Annotated in this window: 13 protein-coding genes; 9 read left to right on the top strand and 4 right to left on the bottom strand. The window is 48.1% G+C overall.

Annotated features, from left to right (window positions below):
* Positions 1 to 266: 266 nt before the first annotated feature.
* On the bottom strand, positions 267 to 1,085 hold the full coding sequence (locus QUA71_RS18295; protein ID WP_333287102.1) for a methyltransferase domain-containing protein: 819 nt from the start codon (positions 1,083 to 1,085) through the stop codon (positions 267 to 269).
* Positions 1,086 to 1,391: 306 nt separating this feature from the next.
* Between QUA71_RS18295 and QUA71_RS18290 the strand changes: the two genes are divergently transcribed.
* From QUA71_RS18290 to QUA71_RS18260, 7 genes are all read left to right on the top strand, one after another.
* A complete protein-coding gene (locus tag QUA71_RS18290; protein WP_333287100.1) occupies positions 1,392 to 2,063 on the top strand; it encodes a response regulator transcription factor in 672 nt (223 codons plus the stop codon).
* 95 nt (positions 2,064 to 2,158) lie between these two features.
* Positions 2,159 to 4,141, top strand: coding sequence for a CHASE2 domain-containing protein (locus QUA71_RS18285; RefSeq protein WP_333287098.1), 1,983 nt, complete (start codon positions 2,159 to 2,161; stop codon positions 4,139 to 4,141).
* Positions 4,142 to 4,655: 514 nt separating this feature from the next.
* On the top strand, positions 4,656 to 5,402 hold the full coding sequence (locus QUA71_RS18280) for a DUF928 domain-containing protein (protein ID WP_333287096.1): 747 nt from the start codon (positions 4,656 to 4,658) through the stop codon (positions 5,400 to 5,402).
* A gap of 26 nt (positions 5,403 to 5,428) precedes the next feature.
* Complete coding sequence (locus tag QUA71_RS18275; RefSeq protein WP_333287094.1) at positions 5,429 to 7,765, top strand: CHAT domain-containing protein; 2,337 nt, start codon at positions 5,429 to 5,431, stop codon at positions 7,763 to 7,765.
* Between the two features lie 641 nt (positions 7,766 to 8,406).
* Entirely contained in the window at positions 8,407 to 8,946 is a 540-nt protein-coding gene (locus tag QUA71_RS18270) for a hypothetical protein (protein WP_333287092.1), read from the top strand.
* 386 nt (positions 8,947 to 9,332) lie between these two features.
* Positions 9,333 to 11,054, top strand: a complete 1,722-nt coding sequence (locus QUA71_RS18265) for a S8 family serine peptidase (RefSeq protein WP_333287090.1) — start codon at positions 9,333 to 9,335, stop codon at positions 11,052 to 11,054.
* Positions 11,055 to 11,465: 411 nt separating this feature from the next.
* A complete protein-coding gene (locus tag QUA71_RS18260) occupies positions 11,466 to 14,672 on the top strand; it encodes a tetratricopeptide repeat protein (protein WP_333287088.1) in 3,207 nt (1,068 codons plus the stop codon).
* Positions 14,673 to 14,842: 170 nt separating this feature from the next.
* Here QUA71_RS18260 and QUA71_RS18255 read toward each other — a convergent pair whose 3' ends face one another.
* Entirely contained in the window at positions 14,843 to 16,801 is a 1,959-nt protein-coding gene (locus QUA71_RS18255) for a cation:proton antiporter domain-containing protein (RefSeq protein ID WP_333287086.1), read from the bottom strand.
* 431 nt (positions 16,802 to 17,232) lie between these two features.
* Positions 17,233 to 18,492, bottom strand: a complete 1,260-nt coding sequence (locus QUA71_RS18250; RefSeq protein WP_333287084.1) for a GH25 family lysozyme — start codon at positions 18,490 to 18,492, stop codon at positions 17,233 to 17,235.
* A 112-nt stretch (positions 18,493 to 18,604) separates the two neighbouring features.
* Between QUA71_RS18250 and QUA71_RS18245 the strand changes: the two genes are divergently transcribed.
* Both QUA71_RS18245 and QUA71_RS18240 read left to right on the top strand, forming a co-directional pair.
* On the top strand, positions 18,605 to 19,099 hold the full coding sequence (locus QUA71_RS18245) for a DUF427 domain-containing protein (protein ID WP_333287082.1): 495 nt from the start codon (positions 18,605 to 18,607) through the stop codon (positions 19,097 to 19,099).
* A gap of 389 nt (positions 19,100 to 19,488) precedes the next feature.
* Positions 19,489 to 20,598, top strand: a complete 1,110-nt coding sequence (locus tag QUA71_RS18240) for a diguanylate cyclase (protein ID WP_333287080.1) — start codon at positions 19,489 to 19,491, stop codon at positions 20,596 to 20,598.
* A gap of 58 nt (positions 20,599 to 20,656) precedes the next feature.
* On the opposite strand, the gene QUA71_RS18235 is transcribed toward QUA71_RS18240, so the two are convergent.
* A complete protein-coding gene (locus tag QUA71_RS18235; protein ID WP_333287078.1) occupies positions 20,657 to 20,896 on the bottom strand; it encodes a helix-turn-helix transcriptional regulator in 240 nt (79 codons plus the stop codon).
* Between the last annotated feature and the right edge of the window lie 111 nt (positions 20,897 to 21,007).

Here is a 21,007-nt window from a genome sequence, read left to right as displayed (position 1 = left end):
ACGAATTAGATCAAATCTGGTTGCACAATTCCTGATTCCTGACTGTTGACTAGATTTGACGCCCGACGATGCTACCGGATTTGATATGATACGATTCTAGAGCTATACGTGCAGCTTTAACCTAATTCTGAGGGGAGAATTTATTCGGAAGTTTTTCGTTTTTTACTGTTAGATAAGTTGGCTTTGTTAACTCAAAATTTAGCGATTGTGCTAGAGTTTTGGCTGCGGCAGAACATCAATGTGTGGTGAAAAAAATTGTCTTAATTTTATTCATTTTTTTTCCCGCAAGCCATCAACCAAAAACTCATCATCGATCGATCGCCCGCAGCTACAAACTCATCCCGCGAAACCAGATAGCTTTCTATTTCCGACTCGGAAATCAACCCTTGTTTGACCATTTGCAAAATGGGTCCGGAGTCCAGCAAAGGTTCAAACGCTTCAATTCCAATTAAATCGCTGTGGCTGACAACCGCTTCTAAATCAACGCTAACAAACCCAGCTTCTTTGAGTATGCGACACAGATTGCGGCCGACGCATAAATTGCCGCCCCGCGATGCTATCACCTGCTTGAATTTCTCGCGGACAATCTCGACTGACCAAGGCGGATTTGTCAGCCAAAACAGATCCGCATCGTTATCAATAATCACCAGTTTGCCGCCCGGTTTCAAAATGCGGAACATTTCTCTAGCTGCTGCGACGGGATCTGGGAGGTGAACGAACAGCAAACGGGCGATCGCAAAGTCGAAAGTGTTCGCCGCCAAACCAGTATCCGCAACTGATGCTTGGATGCGATTTACTCGATCGCCCCCTTTGTCTTGCAAATATCCTACTGCTTTTTCGTGCAGTAGCGGGTCAATTTCTACCGCTGTTACCGCACTGTTTGGCAGTAATTCTAACAGTTTTTCGGTGAAAAATCCTGGTCCGCTACCCGCTTCCAAAACATTCATCCCGTCGGCTAAACCGAACCACTTTAAAGTGCGCGCTTCCTTTTCCCAACTGAGGAGAACTTGAGCTTTTAACCGCTGAATTTCTCCCTCAAATTCCAGATTGTACGTGCTGGCTTGATACGAACCTTCGGCTGCCATAAAATCATCTTTATTCTTGCTTGGACACTTAGATTATAATAGAACTGCGCTTTAGCGCAATTCTCGTTGCGGACATCCCCAACCCCAATTGGCGGACAGATGCAGGACGGGAGCCAGGTAATTCCTCTATTGTAAGAAGATGACCGAGACGATTTTAGATTTGGGATTTGGGATCTTGAATGAGAATTTCAGCGGTTTAAAGCCCCTAGTTTCAACTAGGTCACAAATCGAAAATCGTAAATCCCAAATCTAAAATGGGTTGACGGATTACTTAAACTGACGATGTTGTGTGGCAACGAATCAATTATGCCCCAGACTTTACCTCAACCGGAGAAACGAACATTTTTAGTTGTGGATGACCATGCGATGGTGTTAGGTGGCACGCTTAACATTCTGAAGCAAGAATATCCAGAGGCAGACATTCTGACGGCTCCGACGGCTCAGGCAGCCCTTGAGCAAATAGCGCAGACGACCCCGGATTTGGTGATTGTGGATCTGGTGATGCCAGAGACGATCGGCTCCATAGCTCAAGCAAATTCAGGGCTTCTACTCCTCAAAACGTTGATGGAGCAGTATCCGAGTCTGAATATTGTGGTGCAGAGTGCCCATGTTCGGACTTTAGTTTGGCTGAAACCGTCGATCGACAATCACATGGGCGGCTTCACAGTTGTCGATAAGAGCCAGCCGATGAAAGACTTGCTGGCAATGGTTGATTGGGCGCTGCACGAGCGGATTTATACACCCAGAGAGATCCGCAATGGGCTGCAACTCAAACCCGCCTGGATGCAGGTGTTGCAATTTGCTTTTCAAGAAAGCTTGCAGGATACTGCGATCGCCAAACGGATGAATGTTTCTGAACGCACTGTACAGTGTTACTGGACTAAGATTCGAGATGTGCTAGAGGTGTATAAGGATGATGATAAGAATCTGCGGATTCAAACGGAAGTGCGAGCTAGGGAACAAGGGTTGATTGATTAGTGGTATCAAGTCTGGTTAATTACTTATAAATCCTGTAGTGGCATCGGGCATCGGGCATCGGGCATCGGGCATCGGCCAAACAGTCGTACAAAAGTATGATAACTATTCAACCGGACATTATTATGAAGCCCGATCGATGGCAAGCAGTGAAAGCGGGGGTCACGACTTGGGGACGAGGAGCGCTTCCAGGGGTGATGGTGATTGTCGCTGTGATGATGGCTCGATTGACCGGTGCGCTTCAGTTTTTGGAGTTGGTGACGTTCGATCGATTTCTGCTGCTGCGTCCTCCTGAGCCAATGGATGAAAGGACTGTAATCGTAAGTATCACCGAGGAAGATATTCAACGCGCCAGAACTTATCCGATTCCCGATCGTGAAATTGCTGAACTTGTCAAATCTTTGCAGACGTATCAACCGATCGCGATCGGGCTGGATATTGTACGCGATATTCCGGTTGAGCCGGGTAATGCTGAACTAACATCGGTGTTTCGCAGCAGCAAGAATACGATCGGAGTGGAGATTGCCCTGCCCGATCGCAGTGGCTTTACCGTCGCACCTCCGCCCGCGCTGCGATCGGAACAGGTTGGCTTTGCAGATGCCGTTCTCGATGCGGATGGCTACCAGCGCCGCAGTTTATTGGGCGCTCACAACCCCCAGCAGGAATACCGTTTTTCGTTGGCGATCCGGCTGGCAGAACGCTATTTAGCAGCCCGAGGAATTGAGTTGGGTAATGGAATTCGCGACCCAGACGCGAAGCGCTTTGGCAGCATTGAATTGACCAGAGTGCAGTCAAACTCTGGCGGATATGTGGGGGCGGATGCTGGCGGCAACCAGATTTTACTCAATGTTCGCAGCGGGACAATGCCGTTTCGCGTGCTTTCTCTCTCGCAAATCAAATCGGGACAGGTGCACCCGGATTGGATTCGAGGCAGGATTGTGCTGATAGGGATGATGTCTTTTAGCGCGAAGGATTTGGCAAGTTCAGGTGCGATCCTTGGCATCAATCCGGGACGGATTTACGGAGTCGAAATCCAGGCGCACGCCACTAGCCAGATCGTTAGTGCGGTGCTCGATGGGCGATCGTTGCTTCGGGTTTGGGCAGACGCATGGGAATATCTCTGGATTGTGGCATGGGGACTTTTGGGGATAAGTCTGGGGCGGTTTTTGCGATCGCCCTGGAAAATTTTGTTGGGGCTCTTAGTCGCCAGTGTCAGCTCGATCGCGCTCTGTTACTGGCTGATTCTTTTGGGATGGTGGGTGCCGATCGTACCTGTGTTGCTCGTGCTGGTGTTGAATGGGGCTGGTTTGATGGCAGCGTTATTTTATCGCCACGAACAAGAACTCCGACTGCGGTTGGAGGAACGTCAGTTTGCGATCGAGCAGACCTTTAATGCAATTCATAGCGGCCCGTTACAAACATTGGTTGGAATTTTGAGAACTGCTCAAGAACAAGCCACACCGCCGTTATTTCTACCGGAGTTGCAACGCTTGAATCAAGAATTGCGGGCAGTTTACGGCTCTGTGCAACGAGACGCGATCGCGGATGAACCGCATCTCCGCATGGGGAGTGCGATCGAATTGGCCCTGCAGGCTCCATTGCATGAATTGCTCTACAAAGTCTATTCCAACACGCTCGAACAAGAATTGCCCTACCTCAAAACGATCAAATTCAAAATTGTGCAGTTCGATCCCTTGAACACCTCGCATCTGCGGTTGGAACACAAGCGAGCACTCTGCCGCTTTCTGGAAGAAGCGCTCTGCAATGTCGGGAAACACGCGATCGAAGCCACTCGCTTGACTGTAATTTGCACTCAGGAAGGCGATCGGCAGGTGATTCGGGTGGCGGATAATGGTAGGGGGAAACAGTCTCAGTCAGAAACGCTTAGCTTGGCTGCAATGGATCGAGACAGGGAAATAACCGAAGATCCAAACCCTAAACTTCAACCTTCAGGATTAGGAACCCAGCTTGCAAAGAACTTAGCCAAACAGTTAGGCGGAGCATTTCGGCGCTACCCGAATCAACCGAAGGGGACAGTGTGCGAGTTAACCTGGCCAGCAAAACGGCGGTGGTTCTGGTGATTGGTTGGGTTCACCCTTGTCAAATCGGAGCTAATTGAGATGAGATATTGCACCCTTTTCAATAAGGCATTTATGAACGGGCAGGATGCCCGTTCCACAAGAAATTCACTCTTTGTGGAACGGGCATCTTGCCCGTTCTTGAGAATGGTCTAAGAGCTTAGATATAACGATCGACAACACGGCAACTCTGGATACGGCAATGCCCAAAGCGTGTCAACTTAAGCTGTCAGTCCACCCAGTCCTCCCGCCCACCCGGCAGTCCGCCAGGGAATGAATTCCCTGTCTCAGAGCGAAAGTCCTCTCAAAGAGGACTGAAGAACTCATTAGTCGTCTTCAGACGACTTTCGCTTTGAGGCAGGGGTTTAAACCCCTGCCGGACTGCCGGACTGAGGGTTTGCCCTTAAGCTGATACCAATATCTTTGCACCTTCCCGCAAACTAAGCTTGCGGAGAGTCCTCTATTGTGTTTGTGTATTCGTGATTACTCTAGAAGATAGTTACAGATGAGGATTCAGATGATGACTCACGAGTTGAAACGTCGAACGGTTTACTGTGCCGGCATTGCGAGTTTAATGCTGAGTGTTTCGTTCTGGATCGCTCCTGTAGCGCTGGCAAAATATACTCCTCCTGAAAACCCTTCTAAACCGAAAGACACCGGGACGAATACCACTCGCGGCGGCAGTTGCGAAGCTAATTCATCGGCGAGATTGACTGTCTTGGTGCCGTTTAGCCATGTGGGAGAGACGATTTCTGGGCATCCCACCTTTACCTGGTTTGTACCCGATCGCACTCCTCGTCCGCTGCAATTGAGGCTCTTTACTCGCACGGGACAACTGCTCTACAGAACCGAGATGCAGAGTCAGCAAGGGATTATGTCGGTTGCTTTGCCCTCAAATCTGCCCCAACTGTCGATCGGGCAATCCTATCAGTGGCAAGTGGTGTTGGTCTGCGATCCGATGGTTCCTTCGAGGAATGTGGTGGCGACGGGAGAAATCCAAGTAGTCCAGCCTGCGGCGTCGTTGCAGTCTCAACTTGCAGCCGCCCAAACTCCCCAGCAGCGGATCGACCTGTATGCGGGGGCGGGGCTGTGGTATGACGCGATCGCAGAAGCGCGCAAAGCCTCTGAGACTTCTCAAAGCCAAGCGGCGGTGCTGGAACTGCTAGATTCTCTCGCTAGTTCGGAAGCCGAACCTTTGAAAGATTGGAGCGATCGATTGAAGCAGATTAGAGCGATCGAACAACAACGCCAAGGACAGCGCTAAGCCTCGCACTCCAAAGACTAAATCCTATGAAATCTTTCTCGCTAAAACTGCTTAAATCCCGCGATCGTAAAGTGCGATCGGGCTTCCTCTTTCCCCTCGCCTTTTGCCTGTTGTCTGTTGCCTTTTACATTCCTCGGCACTCTCAACTCCCGGTTGTTGCTCAGGTGATCGATGCCCGTCAAGCAGAGGGCGATCGGCTCTTGCTGCAGGGCAACCAACAGTATCAGACCGGCCAATTCCCAGCAGCGTTGAATTCCTGGCAACAGGCACTGCAAATTTATCGCGCCCTCAAAAACCGTCCAAGAGAGGGTGGGGCACTGCACAATTTGGGACTCGCTTACCTCTCTTTGGGCAACTATGCCAAAGCCATTGAGTATTGGGAGCAAAGGTTAGTCATCGCCCGCGAAATTAAAAACCGCCGAGGGGAAGGGGCAGCACTGGGCAATTTGGGAGATACTTACCGCTCTCTGGGCAACTATGCCAAAGCCATTGAGTATACACAGCAGAGTTTAACCATCTTCCGCGAAATTAAAAACCGCCGAGGGGAGGGTGGAGCACTGAGCAATTTGGGAGGCGCTTACATTTCTCTGGGCAACTATGCCAAAGGCATTGAGTATATACAGCAGAGTTTAACCATCTTCCGCGAATTTAAAGACCGCCACCTGGAGGGTGGGGCACTGGCCAATTTGGGAGTCGCTTACGTCTATTGGGGCAACTCGGCCAAAGCCATTGAGTATACACAGCAGAGTTTAGCCATCGCCCGCGAAATTAAAGACCGCCGAGGGGAGGGTGGGGCACTGGGCAATTTGGGAATCGCTTACCACTCTCTGGGCAACTATGCCAAAGCCATTGAGTATACACAGCAACATTTAGCCATCGCCCGCGAAATTAAAAACCGCCAGGGGGAAGGTATGGCGCTCAACAACCTCGGAGCAGCATTCTTAAAGGCTGGCAACCTGATAGAAGCTGAGAAAATGCTCCTCAATGGGATTCAAGTTTGGGAATCAATGCGTCAAATGCTCGGCTCCAACGACGCGAATAAAGTCTCCATCTTTGAAGGACAAGCTCGCACCTATCGCCATCTGCAACAAGTCCGGGTGACTCAGAATAACCCCAATGCAGCCTTAGAAATTGCCGAACGGGGACGTGCTCGTGCCTTTGTCGATCTACTCACACAACGCTTATCAACTGGTGATGCCAATCCGGTCATCGCCTCTGCTCCCAACCAGGATCAAATCCGCCAAATCGCCAAAGCACAGAACGCCACTTTGGTGCAGTATTCCATCATCTACGACCAATTCCAGATTCAGGGCAAACAAGTATGGCTAGAATCCGCGCTTTACATTTGGGTGATTCAACCCACGGGCGAGATCGCGTTTCGCGAGGTAGACCTCAAACCCCTGTGGCAGAATCACACCGCCTCTCTAGACAGCTTAATCGTTGGCAATCAAGAATTCCTGGCTGTCCGCAGTCGCAGCAGCACTGGTTTTACCCAACCCCAACCCGACTTACCGACGCTGCATCAACTGCTGATCGATCCGATTGCCAGCCTCTTACCCAAAGATCCCGATGCCCGCGTCATTTTCATTCCCCAAGAGTCACTGTTCCAGGTGCCCTTTCCCGCCCTGCAAGATGCCAGCGGCACTTACTTAATCGAAAAACACACCATTCTTACCGCCCCTTCGATTCAAGTATTGGATTTGACTCGACAGCAACGGCAGAAGTTAGCACAGAAGCCAGCCAACAACGGCAGGGCTCTAGTCTTGGGCAATCCCACGATGCCAAGCGTGTCTCTCTCTCTGGGAGAGCCCAAACAGCAATTGTCTCCTCTACCGGGAGCCGAAGCTGAAGCTAGAGCGATCGCCCCTCTGCTCAATACCCAAGCCATCACAGGCGCACAAGGGACAAAAGCTGCGATCGTCCAAAAAATGCCCCAGGCATCGATTATTCACTTAGCAACCCATGGATTGCTGGATAATGTGCGCGGATTGGCAAGTGCGATCGCCCTGGCTCCTTCTGGTAGCGATGACGGCTTATTGACCGCAGAAGAGATTTTCGACATGAAACTGCAAGCAAATTTAGTCGTTTTGAGTGCCTGTAACACTGGAGAAGGCCGAATTACCGGGGATGGTGTGATTGGCTTGTCACGCGCTTTGATTTCGGCAGGAGTGCCGAGCGTGATTGTTTCTTTATGGGCGGTTCCCGATGCGCCGACATCGGAATTAATGCAATCGTTTTATCAAAACTTGCAAAATAATCCCGACAAAGCACAGGCACTTCGGCAGGCAATGTTAACCACGATGAAAACTCATCCCCAGCCGCGAAATTGGGCAGCGTTCACGTTAATTGGGGAGGCCGAGTAAGTTTTTATTAATAGCGAATTGGCTCCATGTTTTTATCCTAAATTTTATCCTAAATTATATCAATTCCGGTTGTACCGGAATGATAGAGCAGACGGCAGTGCGGTTTCCCTACCCAAAATAACATTGTAGGGAAACGGCACTGCCGTATCCTTTTCGGATACTAATAATTCCGATGCAATCGGAAACGATCTTTATTCTTTAGTCCGCGCAGGCAGACTTTGTTTGTGTAGACGCGGTTTCAACCGCCGAGTTATCTTCTCAATCTCAAAACTGATGGAAATGAACCATTTACTCTACATATTCACATACATTGCACTTTCCCGCAATCTATTTTGCACCCTGTACTTCATCAAGTCTGTGGGTAGAACGAATGATTTTCCCATGTGGGTTGCTTAAGATTTAAGTCAAGTGTTAAGAGGATTTTTTTATGGCTTTACAAGCCTATCCCTCAGAATCTCGACGATTAATTGGCGACAATACATCCGAATTTGTTACTTTGTCGATCGGGGTAAAAAATTTACGACTCATTTAGGATTGCTATATCAACTGTCAACTGTCAACTCTCAACTAAGAGGGCGGGCTCTCTTGGCACCGCCCCTACCACAGGTCAACGGTCAACTGTCAACTTACTGCGTAACTTTATGAATGCAGAATCAGCTACAAACATTCTCGATAACCTGGTACAGGAAAAGAGAGGCCAACCCTTGAACCGCTTACAGCGAGCAATTATTCAAGGAGTGTTAGATGGTTTGACATACCAAGAAATCAAGAATAATTATGCGATCGCGCGGAACTATCAAATATGCTACTTAGCGCGATACGTTGCTTATCATTTGTGGAAATTGCTGACAGAGGTATTGAAAGATGCAGGAATTATCGACCCGGACGAAAGAGTCCGCAACAAAAATTTGTGGGAGTCCGCGATGAGAGTGGCACAGCAAAGCGTGCAGTCGGAATCTGTACAAAAAAGTCAACCCCCCGTACCGCCAGATCCGATGCTGGACAGAAAACTGCGAATGCGTTATCGAATTACCGAACAGTTGGTAAGTACCGAGTTTAGCGATACTTATCTTGCGGGAGATGAAGATTTGCCCGATCGCCCTTTATGTGCAGTCAAACGTTTGAAAATTCAGTCGATCGAAACAACCAAGTTGTTCGAGCGGGAAGCGCGAGTATTGTGAAAATTGGGCAAGCACGATCGCATACCGGAACTGTTAGCTCGCTGTCAGGAAGAGCGATATTTCTATTTGATAGTTGAATTCATTTATATCTGAAAGAGGACTAATGAATTATATTCTTCAGTCCTCTTTTAGAGGACTTGTGCTATGAGACAGGGAATTAATTCTCTGGCGGACTGTGGAATGAATCTTTGTTCGCGCTCGCGTCTCAATCTCAAAACTGATGGAAGTGAACCATCTACTCTACATATTCACATACTTTGCACTTTCCCGCAATCTATTTTGCACCCGGTACTTCATGAAGTCTGTGGGTAGAACGAATGATTTTTCCATTTGGGCTGCTTAAGATTTAACTAAAGAATGAATCGAAACATCGGGGTTTTTAAATTATGTTAGACATCAAAACCAATCCTAACGATCGCCTTTATTTAAATCAACAGCCAAACGATCTCGCCACATCAATATTTCCGACTAACAGCGACTTGCTCAACGGAGCGATCGAGCCATTGAATATTCCTGGTTATAGTGCTGAATCTAGCTTGACTAATCCCGCAGCATCCAGCATCGACCAACAGACACAGATAGCAGATTTTATTGTAGCTCATGCAGGCGATCACCTCAGTTTCTCTGCGAGCGATCGAGTTACTGGCGATGTCGCCGATTCTCAACTCAAACCGCAGTCAGAATCGGCGATCGCAAACGCAGATCCGCTAACAGGAACGCTATCTGCTTCCCAGTTGAATTTCGCAGATCCAGGTAACTCTCTTTCGACAGCTCGTAATGTTGTTGGTGTTGAAAATGGTAGCATCAACTTAACTGATTTTGTGGGCACAGGCGATCGCGACGATTTCTACCGCTTCGATATCAACACTAAGAGCAATTTTAACCTGCGTCTGGATGGTTTAACCAGGGATGCTAATGTCAGGTTAATTCACGATAGAAACCGCAACGGTGGTGTCGATCGTGGTGAAACTATTGCCAGCTCTATTGAGATTGGCACCATCCCGGACGTGATTAATGTACCCAATCTGGTTCCAGGAACCTACTATGTTCAAGTCTCTAGCTTCTTCAACAACTCTACTAATTACAACCTGAATTGTTCTGCAATATCTATTCCTGTAGTGCCAGATATTACCACAACTAATGGTGTTTATAATACTAACTACGGCTACGGTTTAGTGAATGCAAATGCCGCAGTTTCCCATACCTTAAATCGTTCAAGTCTTTTCCCCGATATTCCCGATCTGGGGGGGAATAAGTGGGCGCTAGATGTGATAAATGCGCCGGAAGTTTGGAATCAAAACATTACAGGAAATGGCATTGTTGTAGCTGTCGTGGATACTGGTGTTGACTACACCCATCCCGATTTGGATGGCAATATTTGGCAAAATACTGATGAAATTGCTGGAAATGGTATCGATGACGATCGCAACGGATATATTGATGATATTCGGGGTTGGGATTTTGTGGCTAGTGACAACAACCCAATGGATATGGATTTCCACGGTCACGGGACTCACATAGCAGGTGCGATCGCGGCAGAACGAAATAATTTTGGCATCACAGGAGTTGCGCCCAATGCTAAGATTATGCCTGTTAGAGTGTTGCCCGCCTTTGGTGGTGGCTCGGGGAATAATATTGCTGCTGGAATCCGCTATGCTGCTGATAATGGAGCCAATGTAATTAACCTCAGCTTGGGAAGTGAGTTTGTCCCTTCCAACGTAGTAAATAACGCAATTGAGTATGCAAATAACAAAGGCTCTGTTGTGGTTATGGCAGCCGGAAACTCGGGTGTTGACCAACCAGATTATCCAGCTCGTAATGCCGATAGCTTGGGAATTGCAGTGGGCAGCATTGATATAAACGGCAGGATGGCAGACACCTCGAACCGTGCGGGCTCCACACCTTTAGATTACTTAGTTGCTCCGGGAGTAGACATCTATTCTACAACTCCCTATAGCTCCTATGACACCCTAACTGGCACATCTATGGCAACGCCACAAGTAGCGGGTGTAGCGGCTTTAGTTTTGAATGCTAATCCGACTTTAACTCCGGCTCAAGTTGAGAACATTTTGACGACAACAGCTAATCGAAATGGGTTGACAGGATAGCATTGCAAATCCCCACTTAAGTCCTGCGGACATTAATCGAGCATTAGAGCAGACGGCTCTGGATATGGACGATCTAAACACGCCAGGTTTTGATTTTGGACTTGACTATGCCAGTGGGTAATGGTTTGATTCAAACCGATCGGGCGATCGCTAAAATTGTCGTCTAATCCAGATTAGAGTCCCCATCCCTGCGGCGAGATCGGGGAGACAGAGTAAGCTTCTATGAAGGTCGATCGCCTGTGGCAGATTGAGGCGATCGCACGACGACGGCAGAAAGAGCGATCGGGCTAATTCTCTAAAATCCAACTCTAGAATCCTATGCTGTATTCCCCATTTAAGCGACTCAAATCAACCCACTATAGGCTCACTAATGTTTTCCTAGCTTCCATTTCCCTATTCTTGCTTGCCACTATGTCTCTATTAACTAATCCTGACTCTCAATTCCCAGCGATCGCTCAAACTACCGATGCTCGTGAAGCAGAGGCCGATCGGCTCTTGCAGCAGGGCACCCAACAATATCAGACTGGGCAATTCCAAGCAGCGCTGAATTTCTGGCAACAGGCACTGCCAATTTATCGCGCCCTCAAAAACCGCCAAGGAGAGGGTTGGGCACTGGGCAATCTGGGAATGGCTTACCAATCTCTGGGCAATTATGCCAAAGCCATTGAATATGCACAGCAACATTTAGCCATCACCCGGGAAATTAAAGACCGTCAAACAGAAGGTTTGGCACTGGCCGATTTGGGACGTGCTTACTACTCTCTGGGCAACTGGGCCAAAACCATTGAATATTCACAGCAAAGTTTAGCCATCGCCCGCGAAATTAAAGATCGCAAAACTGAAGGTTGGGCACTGGGCACTTTGGGACGTGCTTACCTTTATCTGGGCAACTATGCCAAAGCCATTGAGTATTTACAGCAGAGTTTACCCATCGCCCGCGAAATTAAAGACCGTCAGAGGGAGGGTAGGGCACTGGCCAATTTGGGAGCCGCTTACCTCAAACTGGGCGAGCATACCAAAGCCATTGAATATACACAGCAGAGTTTACCCATCGCCCGCGAAATTAAAGACCGCGACAGTGAAAAGGTGGCACTGGGCAATTTGGGAGCCGCTTACCGCGATCTGGGCAACTCGACCAAAGCCATTGAGTATTCACAGCAACATTTAGCTATTGCCCGTGAAATTAAGGACCGCCAGCAAGAGAGTCTGGCACTAAACAATTTGGGAGGTGCTTACCTCTCTCTGGGCAATTATGCCAAAGTCATTGAGTATTCGCAGCAACATTTAGCGATCGCCCGTGAAATTAAGGATCGCCAGCAGGAGAGTCTGGCACTAAGCTATTTGGGAGTCGCTTACCTTTATCTGGGCGACCATATCAAAGCCATTGAATATATACAGCAACAGTTAGCTATCGCCCGCGCAATTAAAGACCGTAGGTTGGAGGGTCTAACACTAGGCAGTTTGGGAGAGGCTTACCGCTTTCTGGGCAACTATACCAAAGCCATTGAGTATACACAGCAATATTTAGCGATCGCCCGCGAAATTAAAGACCGCGTAGGGGAAGGTAGGGCACTGGGCAATTTGGGAGTCGCTTACGGCTCTCTGGGCAACTATGCCCAAGCCATTGAGTATGCACAGCAGTGGTTAGTCATCGCCCGCTCCATTAAAGACCGCCAAAGTGAAGGTAGGGCACTGGGCAAGTTGGGAATCTCTTACAGTTATCTGGGCAACTATGCCAAAGCCATCGAGTATTTACAGCAGTGGTTAGCCATCGCCCGCTCCATTAAAGACCCCCAAGGGGAGGGTGGGGCACTGGGCCAGTTGGGACTCGTTTACATCGATCTGGGCGACTATGCCAAAGCCATTGAGCATGCACAGCAATATTTAGCGATCGCCCGCGAAATTAAAGACCGTCAGGGGGAAGGTATGGCACTGGGCTATTTGGGAGTCGCTTACCGCTATCTGGGCGACTATGCCAAAGCCATTGAGTATTCACAGCAGTGGTTAGCTATCGCCCGCTCCATTAAAGATCGCTCTGGGGAGGCTGCGTCACTGGGCAATTTGGGAATCACTTACTACTCTCTGGGCAACTATGCCAAAGCCATTGAGTATTCACAGCAACAGTTAGCCATCGCCCGCGAAATTAAAGACCCTCGGACGGAGGGTGTGGCGCTCAACAACCTCGGAGCGGCGTTCTTAAAGGCTGGCAACCCCACAGAAGCTGAGAAAATGCTCCTCAATGCGATTCAAGTTTGGGAATCGATGCGTCAAATGCTCGGCTCTAACGACGCGTATAAAGTCTCCATCTTTGAAGGACAAGCTATGACTTATCGGACTTTACAAGAAGTCCGGGTGGCTCAGAATAACCCGATCGCAGCGTTAGAAATTGCCGAACGGGGGCGTGCCCGTGCCTTTGTCGATCTCCTGACACAGCGCTTATCGTCAGGTTCTACCAATCCGGTGATTAACACTTCTCCGAACCAGGAGCAAATCCGCCAAATCGCCAAAGCACAGAACGCCACTTTGGTGCAGTATTCTATCATCTACGACGAATTCCAGATTCAGGGCAAACAAGTAGGGCGTGAATCCGCCCTCTACATTTGGGTGATTCAACCCACGGGCGAAATCACATTCCGCGAAGTAGACCTCAAACCCCTCTGGCAACAGCACAACGCCTCTCTAGCCGATCTAATTATTGGCAATCAGGAGTTTCTTGCCGTTCGCAGTCGCAGCAGCACTGGTTTTATTCAACCCCAACCCAACTTACCGACGCTGCATCAACTGCTGATTGACCCAATTGAAACGCTTTTGCCAAAAGATCCCAATGCCCATGTCATTTTCATTCCCCAACGATCGCTTTTCCAAGTACCTTTTCCCGCCCTGCAAGATGCCAACGGCACTTACTTAATCGAAAAACACACCATTCTCACCGCCCCCTCGATTCAAGTATTGGATTTGACTCGACAACAACGACAGAAGTTAGCACAGAAGCCAGTCAACAGCAGCAGGGCTCTAGTATTGGGCAATCCTACTATGCCAAGCGTGTCTCTCTCTCTGGGAGAGCCCAAACAGCAATTGTCTGCTCTACCTGGGGCCGAAGCTGAAGCGATCGCGATCGCCCCTCTGCTCAATACCCAAGCCATCACAGGCGCACAAGGGACAAAAGCCCAGATCGTCCAAAAAATGCCCCAAGCATCGATTATTCACTTAGCAACGCATGGATTGCTGGATAATGTGCGCGGATTGGCAAGTGCGATCGCTATGGCTCCTTCTGGTAGCGATGACGGCTTATTGACAGCAGAAGAGATTTTCGACATGAAACTGCAAGCAAACTTAGTCGTTTTGAGTGCTTGCAACACCGGAGAAGGAAGAATTACCGGGGATGGGGTGATTGGCTTGTCGCGCGCTTTGATTTCGGCAGGAGTGCCGAGTGTAATTGTTTCTTTATGGGCGGTTCCCGATGCGCCGACATCGGAATTGATGCAGTCGTTTTATCAAAATTTGCAAAATAATCCCGACAAAGCACAGGCACTTCGGCAGGCAATGTTAACCACGATGAAAACTCATCCCCAGCCGCGAAATTGGGCGGCATTTACTTTAATTGGGGAGGCAGAGTAAGGACGATCGCTCTAATCTGCTTGTCGCGAGCGATCTGATATATGTTGTGCATTGAAATTGTATATTTCAATCCCATATCAAAAATTGTCAAATCCTCTCCCCCTCTCCCCTTCTCCCCCTCTCCCCCTCTAATACCACAGACAATCTAGATGCACGACAGCTTACTGCCCCTATCGCGAAACTGGTGGCTGCAAAACTTTAGCATCCTTTGCTATTTCCGCTGACTCCAAAACCTCCTCTAAAACCGGAGAAGGAATGGGCACTTCTTCAACTAGCTGATGCTTTTCCAAAGTCAAACGAGACTGCGACGAACCAGACAATCTTTTCAACAATTTTGGTGTCGGATCGTACAGCAAATAAATAATTCGATCGCCTGCTTGCCAAATCTGAGTCGCCGACACTACTTGCAAGTACCCTTGCCTTTCCAGCAGCAGCGGCACCAACTCCCCGGCTTGAACCAAAGCTTGCAAGTGAGCAATCTGAAACTGCAATCCCTCACTTTTTAACTCAGTTTCTCCCAATTTTACTTCGCTATCGCTCAAATATACGTTCCAATCCTTCAGCGACAAATCGGATACAAAAGCTTGATTGATTTTAGTCTGATTTGCAGGCGTATTTGCTTGCGGATCTTTGGGGAATATTGCCAAAACCCTCGGCGGCGCAAACTCTTCTGCCGCTCGCTGAGCTAACACTAAGTTTACCTCGCCGTTGTTAGTCATTGCCAGAAAAGTTCCCATCGAATCTAGTCCGGCTTCTTCTAAAACGCTGTGGTCGAGAGCACTGCTCAAAAACACCCGCAAACCCTCTCGTTCTGCTTGGGCGCAAGCTTCCGGGTCGGTGTCGATAATTGCCACAGATTCTCCGCGTTCTTGAAACAAGCGAGCAATTAATCTGCTCAAAGGATTTGACCCCACAATTGCAGCACCGGTTGCGGATTTTGAGGTGATGCCCAAAAGTTGAGCGATCCCTCCGGCTGTTAGTCCCTGGACGAAAACTGTCATAATAATTGTTAGGAAAACTAAGGCTTTAATCGAGTCGCCGCCGTTGATTCCCCGCTGGGTGAGCAAAATTGCAAATAAAGATGCGATCGAGGCTGAGACAATTCCCCTCGGCGCTACCCAACAAACAAATAATTTCTGCCGCCAATTCAGTCCGCTGTTCCAAGTACACAGCCAAACGTTGATCGGCCGCACTACCCACATTAAAGCTAAAACTGTAAACAAACTTCCCCAACCGAGGGCGACCACACTAGCGAGGGATAAATCAGCCGCCAGCAGCACGAACAGCATGGAAATAGCCAGGACTGTGAGTTGACCTTTAAACCTCCTCAGCAGCCTTTCTTCCGGCACAGCAGCGGCTCTGAGGACGATGCCGGATACGACAGTTGCCATCAGTCCCGATTCGCTGCGGATTTCTTCTGCTAAGCCGAAAAATCCCCACAAACCGGCTAAAACTACTAAGTTTTTGAGGTCTTCTGAGAGAAATTGCGATCGCTTGAGAATGAATCCCAGCAGCCAACCTCCCGCAACTCCGACGACTGTGCCAACTAATAGTCGCACGATTAAATCTCGGAACAAAACCAGCAAATCAGCATTGCCGTTCAAAATAATATTCAGCACCAATACTGCCAGAATTGCCCCGACAGGATCGATTAAAACGCCTTCTGCTTCTAGCAAGGCGGCGACTTGTTTGTCAACGGATACTTGTTTGAGCAAAGGGCCGATTACCGTCGGGCCGGTGACGACTACTAGAGAAGCATACAGAAATGCGATCGGCCAGGGAAATTCCCCCAACCAGTGTGCGGCCATTCCGCCGCCAATTAGCGTAATTAAAGTGCCTACTGTAACTAAATTGCGGATGCTGCCGGAAAGTTTTCCTAAATCTCGCAATTCCAAATTCAAGCCGCCTTCAAACAGAATTAACGCTACGCAAAGCGATACCATAACTTCCAAACCGCTGCCCAGCAGATTCGGGTGCAGCACTCCCAAGCAGTCTGGGCCGGCTAAAATGCCAAACAATAGCAAAAAGACGATCGCCGGAACTTTCAGATAAGCGGCCAGAACTTGAGCGCTGATGCCACAGATGACGGTCATGACCATCAACTGGGTGATGTTAAAGGGGATTTCCATAGATATAATTGTTACAGGCTGCCCGCTTAGTTTTAAATGTTCGATCGCGGGTAATTGGAGTGCAGGCGCTATTTTCGGCGCAGCTTACAAACTCGGCACGGCCCTGCATTTTTCCCAATAAGATTAAAAAACCTTGATAGTCGCTATAACTTTATCAGATAATTCTCTTGGCGTCAAAGATGGCAGCAAGCTGTAGCTAAGCGAGATATTGTCTGTTATGTTCGAGAGTCTAATGGAGAGGCGGGGAGAGAGGGAGAGGATTTGACCAGTTTTGATGTGGAGAACTCTCAAATCTCAAATAGCAAGATTTGGCGGCTTTTCAATTACAGAGCGGTCAAACCCCCAGATTCATTTGTCGAGTCAATCTCCTATCTAAAAAACTCTAAAATCGCAAGATTCATCTGTAGAGTCTCTCTAAAATCTAAAATCAATCATCGATTGGCATCCTGCCACCTGCGAAAAAACTCCGATAGAATTGCCGGCGAAATTCGCCCTTCCAGCCAATCTAAAGCCTGGTTTTGCTGGGGGGCGGCCCGATAAAATTTGCACGCATCTATCAGCCGAATCGGAGAATTAGTGACAATAGATTGAGAGCGCCATTTTTGTGCAAACTCGGTAATAATAGCCGGAGAAATTTGTTTTTGCAGCCAATCTAAAGCTTGGTCTTGTTGTGCTAAACCGCGATAAAATTTGCCCACATCTATCAATCGCAAATTACTGTCTTGAGGTAAGGCAGTTGCCCGCCATTTTTGAGCAAATTCCCCTAAAACAGAGGTAGGAACCTGACTTTGCAGCCAAATTAAGGCAGTATCTTGGCTAGCGCTAGCTTTATAAGACGAGAATACCTGAGTCAGTCGCACGCCTGATATGGGAGTGGGAGTCGGAGCGGGAGTCGGGGTTGGAGGGGGGACAACTACTTTGGGAGATTTTCGCATCAAAGCGGCCCAAGTTTTGAGGGTTGCAATGCCGTCTGGATTGAGACCTTGAGATTTCTGAAACGAGATGAGCGCTGCTGTGGTAGTGGCTCCAAATTTAGCATCCATCGCGCCTTGATAAAAACCTTTAATTCTTAATTGCCTCTGGATGTCTGCAACTTTATAACTTAGGGCGCCTTCTCGGACGCTTTCAAAAATATTGGTGTCTACATTGCCCGAGACGCCGGACACGCTGCCGGTGTCGCTGTACTGCCAAAAAGTCCAAGTTTTCCAGCCGCCGGGAACCCAAGGTTCTTCAGCACTGGTATAGTGAGCAATCCACAGCGGGTAATCCGCAAACCGTTTTGTCCCCAGGTTGTCCCAGAAACCGGGGTACGTGTAGATAATCGGCCGCATCAAGGTGGCTTTTTCGACTGCTTCTAGCCAAATTGCGGCTCGATCGCAGAATTCACCCACACTCAAACCGCCTGTAGTTTCCAAATCCAAGACTGCCGGCAAATCCCCAGGTTCGAGTTTTACAGTTTTCAAGAACAAATCTATTTGTCCTTGAATGCTGCTTGCAGGTCGAAAAAAGTGGTAAGCACCGCGTTGAATCCCCGCTGCTTTCATAGCCGCCCAATTGCGGGCGAAAGTTTGGGCCACTAACGTTGCACCCTCCGTCGCTTTGACAAAACTGAAGGCAATACCATCCCGGGCAACTGCTTGCCAATTGATATTGGGCTGGTAGTCGGAAACATCTATACCGCGAATACTCATATTACGAAGAGTTGAGAAAAGCTGGTTTGGTCTGAAGCAGCGACTCGATTAAGGGTACATTAAATTGTAATGCTAAGTCGCTAATTGTTTGTTTTCAGGGGAGATTGTGCAAATGAACTTCGATCGAATAGAGCCGGGCCCTGGTGAAGAGTCTGTTTGGGATTACCCGCGTCCCCCTCGCCTTGAGGAATCGACCAAACACGTACAGATAGTTTTTAATGGAGTGACGATCGCAGACACGCGCCGCCCTCAGCGGGTACTGGAGACAAGCCACCCTCCGGTTTACTATATCTGCCCCGAAGACATCAAAATGGAATATTTGCACAAAACTTTACAGGGCTCTTGGTGTGAGTGGAAGGGACAAGCCGGTTATTACACTGTGACGGTAGAGTCCAAAGAAGTAGTAAATGCGGCTTGGTTTTATCCCAATCCTAATCAGGTTTTTGCAGCTATTAAAGATTATGTGGCTTTTTATCCGAGCAAGATGGATGCCTGTTATGTGGACGGGGAATTAGTGCAATCTCAACCAGGGGATTTTTACGGCGGCTGGATTACCAAAGATATTGTGGGCCCGTTTAAGGGAGGGCCAGGAACTTGGGGGTGGTGAGGGAATGTTGAGTGTTGAGTTTTGAGTTTAAAACAGGGGCAGAAACCACGTTTTTTTACGCAAAACCTTTTCACAAGCATCGACCCCTTTTTAACAACCAGATTTCTTGAGTTTGTTGGCCGCGTGAATGAGTTAAGGAATGGCGCTCAAATCGGTTTTTTACTCCGCCCAAATTAACAGTAAACAATCAAGTAATAATTTAATAAATCTCTAAGGTAGTAATGATGAATCAATGCAATGCAGGCAGGGAATAAAGTCAGGCGTTAGTTTATTCTCTTAAATATTAGATAGTGTAGTAAATACAGCCAATGGTACGAAACAAATACTAAGATAAGTTAATAGTTGAGACAAGCTTTGTTGCTGCTTTATTGTTTATTCGGATCTGCGCTGTGTCTGTTGAATTTCTCCCGCCATCTAACTCACCAGAAAAACTACCAAAAAATCTATCTTTAGAGTCTACTCTTAAGGATTTGGCTGTATTAAATTTTCAAGTTGAAGCTTCATCCCTAGCCAAAGAAGTAGCCCGGTTTTTTCAAGCTCACCCGCTGCTTCCGGGAGTTATCTTGACCGTAAATGGCGAATTTTTAGGGATGATATCGCGCAGGCGATTTATGGAACGCATGAGCCGCCCTTACGGACTAGATACATTTGCTGGCCGACCAATTATGGCTTTGTATCAAATAGCTCAAACTGATATTTTGATTTTACCAGGAGTAGCCTTAATTGTCGTGGCAGCTCAGCGAGCCATGCAGCGGCAGCCCGAACTGCTTTACGAGCCGATTGTTGTGCAGTTAGAAGCTCAAGTTTACCGACTATTAGACGTGCATCAAGTATTGGTAGCTTTATCCGAAATTCACCAACAAGCTACTGGGTATATTAGGCAACTGTATTACAATTTATCGGTAACACAAGCCGAGTTAGAAGCAGCTAATTCTCAATTAAAATCAGCTAATTCCGAATTGTATCGCCTTGCGAACTCAGATGGGTTAACTCAGGTGGCGAACCGCCGCTGTTTTAACGAATTCTTCGAGAAAAAATGGCAGGAATTGGGACAAGAAGCAGCAGAACTATCTTTAATTTTATGCGATATTGACTTTTTTAAACAATACAACGATACTTACGGACATCAAGCGGGAGACGCTTGTTTGCAACAGGTAGCGAAAACTATTGTTGAGGCTGTAAATTACTCAACACGCGAAGTTTCGGGGGAGACTCTGGTAGCTCGTTACGGAGGCGAAGAATTTGCAGTGATTTTGCCTCGGACTTCACCTGAAATAGCTGTCTCGATTGCAGAGAAAATTCGACTGTGGATAAAAGAACTAGAAATAGAACACATTAATTCGGAGGTGTGTTCTTCCGTGACGCTGAGTATGGGGGTAGCGAGTACGGTTCCTCGATCGTCCACTGCACAAAAAAACTTGATTGCAGCGGCAGACCGCGCGCTTTATCAAGCTAAAGACAAAGGGCGCGATCGAGTGATTTTAGATGTTAGATTTTAGATTTTAGATTGGAAAAAGTGATCCACAGATTTATCCGTGGGCTTGTTTAATGGTTTCATCAGAGATTGTCTGGCAAATCGCCGATCGACCTGCCGATGCTAGCGAGCAATTTCTCCAAAGCTTTCATCTGCTTAACGGTGAACGTGGGTACCTTCTTTCCCAACTCCCAACGGCTGATGGTTTGCGACGAAACGCCAAGCTCTCGCGCCAAATCTTCCTGACTCATCTCCAGTTCTTCCCCGAGCTTCTTCAAATGCGACTCTTCATCTTCTGGTCGCGGAACGGGCTTTTTCGGCATAACTTCGATCGCAGATTTTTCCGATCAGATGCTTATATCATGTCCGGGTACTTACCCATAATTAAGCCGAAACTGGAACTTGAGGCCACCAGTGAAAGTTTGTTAAACCCC

The sequence above is a fragment of the Microcoleus sp. MON1_C5 genome (genome assembly GCF_036701875.1).
Lineage (GTDB): Bacteria > Cyanobacteriota > Cyanobacteriia > Cyanobacteriales > Microcoleaceae > Microcoleus.
This window is presented reverse-complemented; position numbering and strand designations above follow the sequence as displayed.